A 13,315-nucleotide genomic window follows, 5' to 3' on the forward strand; every position below is an offset into this window, starting at 1 on the left:
AATCCCCCCCTCACCGCCATATTTTAAGAAGAGCTCGTACGCAAGTACGGGCTTTTTTTTCACGTATTGCACATCTGCGGGGGGATGAGAAACCCCGACCGGGGTTCGACTGCTGGCGCAGCCAGCTGGACGGACCGCGAACGGAGTGAGTGGGCTGCCCGAAGGGCGAGCAAAGCGAGTCAATCCCCCCCTCACCGCCATATTTTAAGAAGAGCTCGTACGCAAGTACGGGCTTTTTTTTCACATATTGCACATCTGCGGGGGGATGAGAAACCCTGACCGGGGTTCGACTGCTGGCGCAGCCAGCTGGACAGACCGCGAACGGAGTGAGTGGGCTGCCCGAAGGGCGAGCAAAGCGAGTCAATCCCCCCCTCACCGCCATATTTTAAGAAGAGCTCGTACACAAGTACGGGCTTTTTTTTCGCATGTTGCACATCTACGGGGGGATGAGAAGCCCCGACCGGTCATGTGTTAACGTCAAACAACAAAGCCCGGTTTCCCGGGCCTTGAAGACAGAGTACTTATCAGTTGTAAGCGTTGAGCGTCCGCTGACAGAGCGCAGAGCGGACGCAATCGTCTTTATTGAAACGAACAATCCCAACCATCTCATCTTCTTCGAAACGGGCCAGCGCATCGCTAAGCCCTGAGCGAACGTGAGCTGGTAGATCGCACTGGGTCACATCCCCATTCACAATCACCGTCACATTCTCCCCGAGGCGGGTCAAAAACATCTTCATTTGCGCAGCAGTGACGTTCTGAGCCTCGTCAAGAATGACCACTGCATTTTCAAATGTACGTCCACGCATATAGGCGAACGGCGCGATTTCCACCTTACCAATCTCAGGTCGCAGGCAATATTGCATGAAGGAGGCTCCCAGTCGTTTGACAAGCACGTCATACACGGGGCGAAAATAGGGAGCAAACTTCTCGGAAACATCTCCAGGTAAGAAGCCGAGGTCTTCATCAGCTTGCAGAACTGGACGGGTTACAATGATCCTGTCCACATCTTTATGGATCAGGGCCTCTGCTGCTTTTGCCGCGCTGATCCAGGTTTTACCACACCCGGCTTCACCGGTGGCGAAGATCAGCTGTTTACTCTCGATAGCATTCAGGTAGTGCGCCTGAGCTTCATTCCGCGCCGTGATTGGCGAGGCGTCGCGACTGTCACGCGCCATACCAATCGCTTCTACGCCGCCCATCTGCACAAGCGAGGTGACCGATTCATCTTCACGTTGCTTATGGCTACGCGAATCCCGCCTCAGCACACGTTTTGCTTCACGACGAGCTTTGATCACTGCTTTTTGTCTTCCCATGGATAGCACCTTGAGTTGTAGGTATACATCACACGCGCCGTTGGCGGCACGATTATGCGCACGAACATCTGAGGGTTGGCTTCCTTGTAAGCCATTGCTTGCTTTCGGATAAGACGCCACGCACAGCTACGCGCACCGTACAGGGCGTCAGTTGCGAAGATAAGAAGTGAATGAGAGAGAGATTTAGCGGTGACGAGGAGGCTACCGGAAGAGAAACGTCCGCGTAAGGTACTGCTGTTACTGTGAAAAACGTGTCCAATACAGGACTTTTCCATTCGCGATCTCCATAGTGAATGACAATCACCGCCGGGAACTACCGCTATTACTTATAAGTACATCATAACCTTTCGCTAATGCAACAATATTTTTACTTGTTGTTAACTTAAATTCTATCTTATCACCAGAGACAGTCTCTTGCAGAAAGATGACAGAATTATTTCAGTCGCATACCGATCATAAAAAATAGTTTGTTCCTTCATCAAGATGTCAGGAAAAACCCCGCTGTACTGCGGGGCATAATCATCAGGCTTCAAGCAGAGACTGTCCCAGATAATTATCTGCAGTTTTAACACCCGGCAAAGCAAAGAAATATCCCCCACCAATCGGTTTGACATATTCTTCCAGCGCTTCACCGTTCAGACGTTTCTGCACTGTCAAAAAACCTTTTTCCAGATCGTGTTGATAGCAGACAAACAACAGCCCCATATCCAGTTGACCGGAATTAGTCACACCGAGCGAATAACTGTAGCCACGACGCATCATCAGGCTGGAGTCGGTCTCTTTCGTACGCGGATTTGCGAGACGGATATGGCTGTCGAGCGCAATCACCTCGCCTTCAGGATCGCTGGCATAGTCAGGCACATCATGCTCATGCTGCATACCCAGCGGTGCGCCAGTGTGTTTATCGCGACCAAAAATCGTTTGCTGCTCTTTCAGCGGCGTACGATCCCAGAACTCAACGCGAAACTGAATGAGCCTGACGGCCTGATAGCTTCCGCCTTGCGCCCAGGCAGGCTCGCCCTGCCCGTCCGTAACCCACACCACGTCTTGCATCAACTTCGCATCCGTAGCGTCCGGATTCGCGGTGCCGTCTTTAAAGCCAAGCAAATTGACCGGGGTCTCTTTGCCTTTACTACGTGCGGCGTGGTCGGAAATAAAACCTTCACGTTTCCAGCGCACGCTAAGGAGATCGGGCGTATGTTTAATGATATCGCGCAACGCGTGGATGACGGTGTCCTGGGTGTTGGCACAAATCTGCAGCAACACATCGCCATGACATAGCGCCGCATCCAGTGAATCATTCGGGAAGCGGGTCATTTTTTGCAGCTTTTTCGGCATCTGGGATTTCAGGCCATAGCGTTCATCAAACAGCGAGGAGCCGACTGACAACGTCATCGTCAGGTTGTCTGGCGCAATGTATGCGCCAAGGATACCTGAATCCATAGGGGGAAGACGCGGATTCGGCGTATCCGGCGCCGGTCCACCGGTGGTCAGAAACGCAAACCGGCTGGTCAGCAACCGGAATAAACGCTCAAGATCGGCCTTATCGCTGGCGAGAACATCGAATGCCACCAGCATCATTGATGCCTGCTGCGGCGTCAGGATCCCCGCCTGATGCTGACCATAAAACGGCTGCGCTTCACTACGAGCATCCGGAGACAACGTGCCCGGCGCGCTTTGTGGTTTTTGCGCGTGGGCAACCGGACACCCACCCGCCAGCGCCAGCGCCCCACCCAGGGCGCCCATCCCTTTCAGTAAACGTCGGCGTGACGGTTCGCTCACGCCGTTTTCATTATCTTGCTGCATAGTGCTTAATCCAGACCCAGAACACCGCGTAATTGCGACAAATCTTCCGCCAGCGTCGTGATTGGCCCTTTCAGTGCATTACGATCGGCATCAGTCAGTTTGTCATAGGTTTCAAAGCCGTCTTTGGTACGGTACTTGCTCAGAATGGTATCGACCTTTTTGAAGTTCGCATCCACCTTCGCAAGCAGTTCAGCATTGGATTTTTGCAACTGAGGACGCAAGAGATCGACAATTTTCTGCGCACCATCGACGTTGGCCTGGAAATCCCACAGATCGGTATGGCTATAGCGATCTTCTTCCCCACTGATTTTGCTGGCAGCAACTTCTTCAATCAGTCCTGCTGCCCCGCCAACAACTTTAGACGGTGGGAAAGCCAGCTCGCTAATACGCGTTTGCAGGTCAAGAACATCGCTGTTTAATTGGTCGGCGTACTTATCCATACCTTTGGTGGTATTGTCGCCAAACAGCGTTTTCTCCAGACGGTGGAAGCCGGTGAATTTAGGATCGGCGGCTTTTTGTTCGTAATCATCTTCCCGCGCATCAATGCTGCCGTCGAGATCGGAGAACAGTTCAGCAATCGGTTCAATACGCTCATAATGCTGACGGGTTGGCGCATACAGCGATTTCGCTTTTTCCAGATCGCCTGCTTTAATCGCATCGGTAAAGGCTTTAGTGCCCGCAACCAACTGCGCGGTTTCGGCTGTCACATAGGCTTTGTATTCGGTAATCGCGCCGCTCAGACTCAGCAGAGCATCGCTTTGCGCGGCATCCGCCGTTGCGCTACCTTTTACGATCAGTTTGCCTTTCGGGTTAGTCAACAGACCGCAGGTCATATCATATTCGCCAGGCTGGAGGTTAGCGGTCATTTTCTGGCTAAAGCCTGGTGCAATGTTTTCGCGCTCTTCAACCACCATAACGCCTTTGAGGATCTCCCACTCCAGCGCTTTCTGGCTATGGTTCTGGATGATGAACTGCGTTTTCCCGGCATTAACCGTGATAGTCATCGGTTCACATTGTTTGTCGTTAACCGTGACTTTCACCTGCGGAATATCGGCAGCTTGTGCATTAAAAGCGGAGGCAAACAGCGCGGCGATACCTAGCTGCAGCGCACTACGGCGAAAATTAAACGTCATAACCTATCCCTATAAATAAGTATGTTGTAACTAAAAAGTATTCTGCATCGCGTTTTTATCAAGGTGCGGTACGCGATGCCGTAGTGCCTGAACGCGGCGGTAACGCAAACATAATCAACGCCGGAATCAGGTAGATAAACCAGACAGCGACTTCACTAACGCTTGGCGCTTCCTGATAGCCGAAAATGCCTTCCATCAATGTGCCAAACAGTGAATGCGTCGACAGCACGCTGCTCAGGTCAAACGCCACATCCTGAAAATGATTCCACAACCCGGCTTCGTGGAAAGCGCGGATTGCCCCAGCGGCAAGACCGGCAGCCACCAGCAAAATGAACAGGCTGGTCCATTTAAAGAATGCCCCGAGGTTGAGGCGAATACCGCCGAGGTAAATCAGGTAACCCAGAACCACCGCGGTAGCCAGCCCGAGCATCGCGCCTAACGGCGGCCAGATACCTACATCCTGCTGGAATGCTGCCAGTAGAAAGAACACCGACTCCAGCCCTTCACGGGCAACAGCAAAAAAGACCATCATCACCAGCGCCCAGCCGTGATGGTTGCCGCGTTGCAACGCGTTATCGACAGCCTGTTCAAGCTGGACTTTGACGTTGCGCGAAACTTTACGCATCCAGAACACCATCCAGGTGAGGATCACCACGGCAATGACCGCCACGATGCCTTCAAACAGCTCCTGTTCCTTTTGCGGAAATTCACCGGTGGTTTCGTTGATGAAAATCCCTAACGCCAGGCATAACGCCGCCGCCAGCAGAACACCAATCCACATCACACCAATCCATCGACCACGCTGAGTCCGTTTCAGGTAGCTGGCAATCAGGCTGACAATCAGCGCGGCCTCTAACCCTTCGCGCAACATAATTAGAAATGGAACAAACATGCGAAGAACCCTTAAACGTTATTCTCAGTCAATTGATGAAAAGAAAAGTAAATTACAGTGATAGTGATTATCATTACAGCAAAGAAAAACTCAAGCAGAATGTTTTGAGAATGATGACTGAATGTAAAAAGCCAGGCGGGTAATGGTTATAGCAGGTTTACAACGGAAGCAATAAAAAAGCCCGCACGCGGCGGGCTTGAAGACAGAGGCAGATTATTCTGCCTGTAAACGCGATGGCGGAGCTGAGTGATAATGCGCATCAGCCTCGGCAAAACGTTGCTGCATAGCAGTTGAAGGCGCTTTACCCAACAGGCTGAAGACCACAATACCGATGCTGCCGAAAACAAAGCCCGGGATGATTTCATACAGACCCAGCCAGGCAAACTGTTTCCAGACGATTACCGTCACCGCACCAATGATCATCCCTGCCAGCGCGCCGTTGCGGGTCATACGCGACCACATTACGGAGAACAGGACTACCGGACCAAACGCAGCGCCGAAGCCCGCCCAGGCGTAGCTTACCAGACCAAGTACACGGTTCTCCGGGTTCGCCGCCAGCGCGATAGACACCAGCGCCACGACCAACACCATGATGCGGCCAATCCACACCAGCTCTTTCTGGCTGGCATTTTTACGCAGGAACGCTTTGTACAAATCTTCGGTGATTGCGCTGGAGCACACCAGCAGCTGGCAGCTCAGGGTCGACATAACCGCAGCGAGGATCGCAGACAGCAGGATACCGGCAATCCACGGGTTGAACAGGATTTGCGCCAGTTCAATAAACACACGCTCGGCGTTCTGGTTAACGGCACCGGCAAGCTGTGGGTTGTTGTTAAAGTAAGCAATACCAAAGAAGCCCACGGCCACAGCACCTGCCAGACACAGAATCATCCAGGCCATGCTAATGCGGCGAGCATGAACGATGCTATGGTGGGAATCTGCAGCCATAAAGCGCGCCAGAATATGCGGCTGACCAAAGTAGCCCAGACCCCAGCCCATCAGGGAAATGATGGCAACAAAATTCAGCCCTTTGAACATGTCCACGTTCTCAATGCTCTTTTGTTTAATCACTTCCAGCGAATCGTCGAATCCACCCACGCCAATGACTACCATCAGCGGGGTCAGGATCAAAGCAAAGATCATCAGGCTGGCCTGGACGGTATCGGTCCAGCTAACCGCCAGGAAACCACCAATAAAGGTATAAATGATCGTCGCGGCCGCGCCCGCCCACAGTGCTGTTTCGTAGCTCATGCCAAAGGTGCTTTCAAACAGACGAGCCCCTGCCACAATACCGGAAGCACAATAGATGGTGAAAAACAGCAGAATAACCAGCGCGGAGATAATACGCAGAATTCGGCTTTTATCTTCAAAGCGACCGGTAAAGTAATCCGGTAACGTCAGCGCATTGTTATTGTATTCGGTGTGTACGCGTAAACGTCCGGCCACCAGCTTCCAGTTGATCCAGGCGCCCAAAATAAGGCCGATGGCGATCCAGCTTTCTGAAATCCCCGACAGGAAAATCGCGCCAGGCAGACCCATCAGCAACCAGCCGCTCATGTCAGATGCCCCGGCGGATAACGCGGTCACGAATGGACCCAGACTGCGTCCACCGAGAATGTAATCGTCAAAGTTTTTGGTTGAACGCCATGCAATAAACCCTATCAATATCATGCCGAAAATATAGACACAGAATGTCACTAACATCGGTGTGCTAATAGCCATCAAAACTCTCCAAAATTATGTATCAGCAATGCCGTGGCTTGCCGTTTTATTACCCTGCCGGAACGTGGCAAAGATATCTATGTTGACCAGGGCGACCGTATCCTGCCGGAAGCGATGGTTATTCACAATCGATTTAACACACCATTTACATCAAATTTGATCCAGAGTAGATAGCATTTTTCTGTAGGTTGCACTCTCTCACATTTTTTTCGGTTGCACCTTTTAAAAGTGTTAACTACCGCAGAGAAAAAGATTCTGTAATTTATACAGCCCACATCATAAGACTCATATTTATTAACATCTCATTCATTTCCAAGCTTGCAAACCAAGTCACATTTAACACGGTTGCACAAAGTTGCAACATAGTAGATATTTCTCGGTAACTATCAGACCCGTATTTCAGTACAACAGGAGTAAACGGCATGGGAACCACCACGATGGGGGTTAAACTGGATGACGCCACTCGCGAGCGTATTAAAACAGCAGCATCACGAATCGATCGCACGCCACATTGGCTGATCAAGCAAGCCATCTTTAATTATCTCGAAAGACTGGAAAATGACGACGCGCTTCCTGAACTGCCGGCCCTGCTGGCGGGTGCCGCGAATGAGGGTGAGGAGTCAACCACGCCGCAGAATGAAGCGCATCAGCCTTTCCTGGAATTTGCCGAACAGATCCTGCCGCAGTCAGTTTCCCGCGCAGCAATCACCGCCGCGTACCGCCGAGCCGAAACCGATGCTGTGCCGATGCTGATGGAACAGGCTCGTCTGCCGCAACCCATCGCAGAGCAAGCGCACAAGCTGGCGTACGATCTGGCCGACAAACTGCGTAACCAAAAGACCGCCAGCGGCCGCGCCGGGATGGTACAAGGTTTATTGCAGGAATTCTCACTTTCTTCACAGGAAGGGGTCGCGCTGATGTGCCTGGCCGAAGCCCTGCTGCGTATTCCTGATAAGGCAACCCGCGATGCGTTAATCCGCGACAAAATCAGCAACGGCAACTGGCAGTCGCACATTGGACGTAGCCCGTCCCTGTTCGTCAACGCGGCGACCTGGGGGCTGTTGTTTACCGGTCGTCTGGTTTCTACGCATAATGAAGCCAGCCTCTCACGCTCACTCAACCGTATTATCGGTAAAAGCGGTGAACCACTGGTGCGTAAAGGCGTCGACATGGCAATGCGCCTGATGGGCGAGCAGTTCGTCACCGGAGAGACTATCGCCGAAGCGCTGGCTAACGCCCGTAAACTGGAAGAAAAAGGTTTCCGCTACTCTTACGACATGCTGGGCGAAGCAGCTCTGACTGCCGCCGATGCCCAGGCTTATATGGTTTCGTACCAACAGGCAATCCACGCCATTGGTAAAGCCTCAAATGGTCGCGGCATCTATGAAGGGCCGGGCATTTCTATCAAGCTGTCAGCGCTGCATCCGCGTTATAGCCGCGCGCAGTATGACCGCGTGATGGATGAACTCTATCCGCGTCTGAAGTCGCTTACTCTGCTGGCCCGCCAGTACGACATCGGTATCAATATCGATGCTGAAGAGGCCGACCGACTGGAGATCTCCCTCGATCTGCTGGAAAAGCTGTGCTTTGAACCTGAACTGGCGGGCTGGAACGGTATCGGCTTTGTTATTCAGGCCTACCAGAAGCGCTGCCCGTATGTTATCGACTACCTGATTGACCTCGCCACGCGCAGCCGCCGTCGCCTGATGATCCGCCTGGTTAAGGGCGCCTACTGGGATAGCGAAATCAAACGTGCGCAAATGGACGGTCTGGAAGGTTATCCGGTCTATACCCGTAAGGTCTACACCGACGTTTCCTATCTGGCCTGTGCGAAAAAACTGCTTGCGGTGCCGAATCTGATCTACCCGCAGTTCGCCACCCACAACGCCCATACGCTGGCGGCGATTTATCAGTTGGCCGGTCAAAACTACTATCCGGGTCAGTACGAGTTCCAGTGCCTGCACGGTATGGGCGAACCGCTGTATGAGCAGGTCACAGGTAAAGTTGCCGATGGCAAACTGAATCGTCCATGCCGCATTTATGCACCGGTAGGCACGCATGAAACGCTGCTGGCATACCTGGTGCGTCGTCTGCTGGAAAACGGCGCCAACACATCGTTCGTCAACCGCATTGCAGACACTACCCTGCCGCTGGATGAACTGGTAGCCGATCCGGTCGAAGCCGTTGAAAAACTGGCGCAGCAGGAAGGCCAGGCTGGTCTGCCACATCCGAAGATTGCCCTGCCGCGTGACCTGTACGGTAAAGGCCGCGAAAACTCAGGCGGACTGGATTTAGCGAACGAACATCGTCTGGCCTCACTGTCCTCCGCCCTGCTCAACAGCGCGCTGCAAAAATGGCACGCTAAACCGATGCTCGAACATCCGGTTGCTGACGGTGAAATGACCCCAGTCGTCAACCCAGCCGAACCGAAAGACATTGTCGGTTACGTGCGTGAAGCGACTCACAGCGAAGTGGAACAGGCATTGCAGAACGCGGTAAATAACGCGCCGATCTGGTTCGCCACACCGCCACAAGAGCGCGCCGCTATTTTGCATCGTGCCGCCGTTCTGATGGAAGGCCAGATGCAGCAGTTAATTGGCATTCTGGTGCGCGAAGCGGGCAAAACTTTCAGCAACGCCATTGCGGAAGTGCGCGAAGCGGTAGACTTCCTGCACTATTATGCCGGTCAGGTCCGCGATGACTTCGATAATGAAACCCATCGTCCGTTAGGGCCGGTGGTCTGTATCAGCCCCTGGAACTTCCCGCTGGCCATTTTCACCGGGCAGATTGCCGCTGCGCTGGCGGCGGGCAACAGCGTGTTGGCAAAACCCGCGGAACAAACTCCGCTGATTGCCGCCCAGGGTATTGCCATTTTACTCGAAGCAGGCGTGCCGCCAGGCGTGGTGCAACTGTTGCCCGGCCAGGGCGAAACGGTCGGGGCACAGCTCACTTCCGATGAGCGCGTACGCGGCGTCATGTTTACCGGCTCAACGGAAGTCGCCACGCTGTTGCAACGTAATATCGCGACCCGCCTGGATGCTCAGGGGCGTCCAATCCCGCTTATCGCCGAAACCGGCGGGATGAACGCCATGATCGTCGACTCTTCTGCGTTAACGGAACAGGTCGTGGTCGACGTTCTGGCTTCTGCCTTTGACAGCGCCGGACAGCGCTGCTCCGCGCTTCGCGTCCTGTGTCTGCAGGACGATGTCGCCGACCATACGCTGAAAATGCTGCGTGGCGCAATGGCGGAATGTCGCATGGGTAACCCGGGCCGCCTGACCACCGATATTGGACCGGTAATCGATGAAGAAGCCAAAGCCAATATTGAGCGCCATATTCAGGCCATGCGCGCCAAAGGGCGTCCGGTGTTCCAGGCCGCGCGCGAAAACAGCGACGATGCGCGTGAATGGCAAACCGGTACCTTTATCGCGCCGACGCTTATCGAGCTGGAAAGCTTCGACGAATTGCAAAAAGAGGTGTTCGGTCCGGTACTGCACGTTGTGCGTTACACCCGCAACAATCTGGGCAGCCTGATTGAGCAAATTAATGCCTCCGGCTACGGCCTGACGCTGGGCGTGCACACCCGTATCGATGAAACCATCGCCCAGGTCACGGGTTCGGCACATGTGGGTAACCTGTACGTTAACCGCAATATGGTCGGCGCCGTCGTCGGAGTGCAGCCATTCGGTGGCGAAGGCTTGTCAGGAACCGGGCCAAAAGCGGGTGGACCGCTGTATCTGTACCGCCTGCTGGCAAACCGTCCGGAAAATGCGTTAGGCATTACGCTTGCCCGTCAGGATGCCGAATACCCTGTCGATGCACAGCTTAAAACGGCGCTCGTTCAGCCGCTGGAAGCGCTTAGCGAATGGGCAACCGATCGTCCAGCACTGCGTGCGCTCTGCCAACAGTTTGGTGAACTGGCGCAGGCCGGAACGCAACGCCTGCTGCCAGGACCCACCGGCGAGCGCAATACCTGGACGCTGTTGCCGCGCGAACGCGTGCTGTGTATCGCCGATGATGAACAGGATGCGCTGGTACAGGTTGCCGCTGTAACTTCCGTTGGTAGCTTAATTCTGTGGCCGGATGATACATTCCATCGCGACCTGGCAAAACGCCTGCCAGCAGTAGTTTCCGGGCGCATCCAGTTTGCCAAAGCGGACAACATCACTACGCAGCCGTTTGATGCGGTTATTTTCCACGGTGATTCCGATCAGCTTCGCGCACTGTGTGAAGCGGTGGCGGCCCGCGAAGGGGCGATTGTGTCGGTCCAGGGCTTTGCCCGCGGCGAAAGCAATATCCTGATGGAAAGGTTGTATATTGAGCGCTCCCTGAGCGTCAATACCGCCGCAGCTGGGGGGAACGCCAGCCTGATGACAATCGGCTAAGGTTGTGGTTAATTAAGGCTCCGGTAACGGGGCCTTTTTTTATTAAGCCAGAGGGAAGCATGAAACGAATCGTACTGACATGTGCAGCGCTGCTGCTTAGCGGCCAAGCGCTGGCGGATGACTGCGCCAACGCGAACACGCAGATTGAGATGAACACCTGTGCGGCAGAGCAGTATAAGGCGGCCGACGCCAAACTTAATGAAACTTATCAGAATGCGCTGAAGCGCGCCGCCCCAACCCAGCGCGATTTACTGAAAAAAGCGCAAATATCCTGGATAACTTTGCGCGATGCGGACTGTGCGTTAATCAGTTCTGGCACTGAAGGCGGTAGCGTTCAGGCGATGATTTCCAGCCAGTGCCTGACGGATAAGACCAACGAGCGCGAAGCGTTTCTCGCCTCACTTTTGCAGTGTGAAGAAGGCGATTTAAGCTGCCCGTTACCGCCGGCCAGTTAACGCACGCGGATCCCTTCAATAATCATCCGCTGTACGCTCTCCACCGTTTGGTTAAAAAAGGCTTCATCACGCAGCGTTGCGCCCGTCACCGCCTCTACCTGTGGGGCAAAATCGGCGTAGTGCTGAGTTGAAGCCCAAATCATAAAAATCAGATGATGCGGATCGACCGGAGCCAGTTTTCCGCTTTTGATCCAACCGGCAATCAGCGCGGATTTCTCATCAATTAGCGTTTTAAGATCCCCCTCCAGTTCTGCCATCAATAAAGGCGCTCCGGCCAGCATCTCCATACAAAACAGCCGTGAGGCCTGAGGGTAATCGCGCGACACTTCCAGCTTAAGGCGAATGTATTCTTTAATGGCCACTAGCGGCGCAAAGTCTTCGCGAAAAGCTTTCAATGGAGCCAGCCAGATGTCGAGGATCTGCCGTAAAACGGCGATATAAAGCACCTCTTTTGACGGGTAGTAATAAAGTAGATTGGTTTTAGACACGCCCGCCTGCTCTGCCACCTGCTCCAGGCGCGTGCCGTGGATCCCATATTGGGAGAAGATATTTAATGCCGCGGTTAAGATGGCCTGGCGTTTTGCACTGACGGCCTGCGAGCGCTTACCTGTTTTTTTCTCTGCGCGTTGGACCATGCGCCCTCTCCTTCTTGTGAGGGCGTCAGCATACCAAATCACGCGGTGAATGGTTAAATTAAAGCGATTCCGGCGGCGCCTCTTGTCCAAGTGCTTTTTTCTTTTTGAACTTCAGCTCGCTGACCAGTACGCCAACAATAATGAATGCCGCACCAAGCAATGCAAGTAGCGGTAAGCGTTCACCCGCCAGACGGCCAAAGATCCCCGCCCACACCGGTTCACCGGTATAAATAACCGTCGCGCGCGTCGGCGAAACGCTGCGCTGCGCCCAGTTCATGGTGACCTGAATAATCGCGCTAAAAATACCCAGCCCCAGCGCCACCACCAGCAATCCGGTAGACATTGGTGGTACGGTCTCTCCGGCCGGTCCCATCGCCATAAACGCCACTATCGAAGCGGTTGCCAGTTGCACTACCGTTACCCGACGAACATCCACTTTTCCTGCCCACGCGCTAATCAGGATAATTTCTGCCGCAATCGCCACCGCACCGGCGAGCGTGATCCACTCGCCTTCGCCTAAAGCCAGTAAATTGCCTCCCGGTCCGGCAAGAAATATCAATCCGATAAAGGCCAGCACAATGCCGACGCACGGCATCAGACCTGGCATGCGTCCCAGACACAACCATTGTAAAAGCGGCACCAACGGTACGTACATCGCGGTAATAAACGCCGATTTACTGCTGGGAATAAACTGTAACCCCCAGGTTTGCAGACTATAACCCAGCGCAATTGCGATACCGATTGCAACCCCTGCTTTAACTTCCAGCCACGTCAGCTTATGCAGTGTGTGTAACGACAAAAGCGCGACCGCCAGCGCGGCAGTGGCAAAACGCACACCGACAAAGAAAAAAGGGCCGCTCAGGGTAACGGCATATTGCACCGCCAAAAACGTGCCACCCCAGAACATGGTGATCACAATGAGGATCGCTTCCTGAGGTTTAACAGAGAAGGAATAACGAGAAAGTAATGACATG

10 protein-coding genes, 1 tRNA gene and 2 other RNA genes (1 of these 13 running past the window's edge) are annotated in these 13,315 nt (G+C 53.7%); 5 read left to right on the top strand and 8 right to left on the bottom strand.

Annotation, left to right across the window (positions count from 1 at the left end):
• The 3 genes from OGX96_RS20755 to OGX96_RS20765 all read left to right on the top strand — a co-directional run.
• Window positions 1-19 (top strand) — tRNA-Ser (locus OGX96_RS20755); it begins 123 nt to the left of the window's first position.
• Between the two features lie 44 nt (window positions 20-63).
• Window positions 64-200, top strand: a non-coding RNA gene (locus OGX96_RS20760) — RtT sRNA.
• Window positions 201-244: 44 nt separating this feature from the next.
• A non-coding RNA gene (locus OGX96_RS20765) (RtT sRNA) lies at window positions 245-381 on the top strand.
• Between the two features lie 143 nt (window positions 382-524).
• Here the strand turns inward: OGX96_RS20765 and phoH are convergent.
• The 6 genes from phoH to putP all read right to left on the bottom strand — a co-directional run bounded on the left by phoH (window position 525) and on the right by putP (window position 6,866).
• Window positions 525-1,313: a phosphate starvation-inducible protein PhoH gene (gene phoH / locus OGX96_RS20770; RefSeq protein ID WP_003832078.1), complete on the bottom strand. Its 789-nt coding sequence runs from the start codon at window positions 1,311-1,313 to the stop codon at window positions 525-527.
• On the bottom strand, window positions 1,292-1,588 hold the full coding sequence (locus OGX96_RS20775; protein ID WP_172111178.1) for a hypothetical protein: 297 nt from the start codon (window positions 1,586-1,588) through the stop codon (window positions 1,292-1,294). The genes phoH and OGX96_RS20775 overlap by 22 nt, the downstream gene beginning before the upstream one ends.
• A 247-nt stretch (window positions 1,589-1,835) precedes the next feature.
• Window positions 1,836-3,119: an iron uptake transporter deferrochelatase/peroxidase subunit gene (efeB, locus tag OGX96_RS20780; RefSeq protein WP_008784328.1), complete on the bottom strand. Its 1,284-nt coding sequence runs from the start codon at window positions 3,117-3,119 to the stop codon at window positions 1,836-1,838.
• A 5-nt stretch (window positions 3,120-3,124) separates the two neighbouring features.
• Window positions 3,125-4,252 (bottom strand): iron uptake system protein EfeO, encoded by a 1,128-nt coding sequence (gene efeO, locus OGX96_RS20785; RefSeq protein ID WP_286584153.1) that lies wholly within the window; start codon window positions 4,250-4,252, stop codon window positions 3,125-3,127.
• Between the two features lie 58 nt (window positions 4,253-4,310).
• Window positions 4,311-5,144 (bottom strand): iron uptake transporter permease EfeU, encoded by an 834-nt coding sequence (gene efeU, locus OGX96_RS20790; protein ID WP_003036041.1) that lies wholly within the window; start codon window positions 5,142-5,144, stop codon window positions 4,311-4,313.
• A 213-nt stretch (window positions 5,145-5,357) separates the two neighbouring features.
• Window positions 5,358-6,866: a sodium/proline symporter PutP gene (putP, locus tag OGX96_RS20795; protein ID WP_286584154.1), complete on the bottom strand. Its 1,509-nt coding sequence runs from the start codon at window positions 6,864-6,866 to the stop codon at window positions 5,358-5,360.
• Between the two features lie 422 nt (window positions 6,867-7,288).
• Here putP and putA point away from each other — a divergent pair, with 422 nt between their 5' ends.
• Both putA and OGX96_RS20805 read left to right on the top strand, forming a co-directional pair.
• Window positions 7,289-11,251 carry a trifunctional transcriptional regulator/proline dehydrogenase/L-glutamate gamma-semialdehyde dehydrogenase gene (gene putA, locus OGX96_RS20800; RefSeq protein WP_286584155.1) on the top strand — a complete coding sequence of 1,321 codons (3,963 nt, stop codon included), beginning with the start codon at window positions 7,289-7,291 and terminating at the stop codon, window positions 11,249-11,251.
• 59 nt (window positions 11,252-11,310) lie between these two features.
• On the top strand, window positions 11,311-11,706 hold the full coding sequence (locus OGX96_RS20805) for a lysozyme inhibitor LprI family protein (RefSeq protein ID WP_032936250.1): 396 nt from the start codon (window positions 11,311-11,313) through the stop codon (window positions 11,704-11,706).
• Here the strand turns inward: OGX96_RS20805 and rutR are convergent.
• Complete coding sequence (gene rutR, locus OGX96_RS20810) at window positions 11,703-12,341, bottom strand: HTH-type transcriptional regulator RutR (RefSeq protein ID WP_003036026.1); 639 nt, start codon at window positions 12,339-12,341, stop codon at window positions 11,703-11,705. The two genes, OGX96_RS20805 and rutR, sit on opposite strands and share 4 nt — an antisense overlap.
• 58 nt (window positions 12,342-12,399) lie before the next feature.
• On the bottom strand, window positions 12,400-13,314 hold the full coding sequence (locus OGX96_RS20815) for a DMT family transporter (RefSeq protein WP_003832060.1): 915 nt from the start codon (window positions 13,312-13,314) through the stop codon (window positions 12,400-12,402).
• Window position 13,315 lies beyond the last annotated feature (1 nt).

Origin of the sequence: Citrobacter sp. Cpo100, assembly GCF_030332595.1 — a bacterium.
GTDB classification, from domain to species: domain Bacteria; phylum Pseudomonadota; class Gammaproteobacteria; order Enterobacterales; family Enterobacteriaceae; genus Citrobacter; species Citrobacter portucalensis.

Coding starts and splice junctions, on each gene's coding strand:
- OGX96_RS20805 (WP_032936250.1), top strand. CDS start 11,311: ATGAAACGAATCGTACTGACATGTGCAGCGCTGCTGCTTAGCGGCCAA.
- putA (WP_286584155.1), top strand. CDS start 7,289: ATGGGAACCACCACGATGGGGGTTAAACTGGATGACGCCACTCGCGAG.
- rutR (WP_003036026.1), bottom strand. CDS start 12,341: ATGGTCCAACGCGCAGAGAAAAAAACAGGTAAGCGCTCGCAGGCCGTC.
- efeB (WP_008784328.1), bottom strand. CDS start 3,119: ATGCAGCAAGATAATGAAAACGGCGTGAGCGAACCGTCACGCCGACGT.
- OGX96_RS20775 (WP_172111178.1), bottom strand. CDS start 1,588: ATGGAAAAGTCCTGTATTGGACACGTTTTTCACAGTAACAGCAGTACC.
- efeO (WP_286584153.1), bottom strand. CDS start 4,252: ATGACGTTTAATTTTCGCCGTAGTGCGCTGCAGCTAGGTATCGCCGCG.
- OGX96_RS20815 (WP_003832060.1), bottom strand. CDS start 13,314: ATGTCATTACTTTCTCGTTATTCCTTCTCTGTTAAACCTCAGGAAGCG.
- phoH (WP_003832078.1), bottom strand. CDS start 1,313: ATGGGAAGACAAAAAGCAGTGATCAAAGCTCGTCGTGAAGCAAAACGT.
- efeU (WP_003036041.1), bottom strand. CDS start 5,144: ATGTTTGTTCCATTTCTAATTATGTTGCGCGAAGGGTTAGAGGCCGCG.
- putP (WP_286584154.1), bottom strand. CDS start 6,866: ATGGCTATTAGCACACCGATGTTAGTGACATTCTGTGTCTATATTTTC.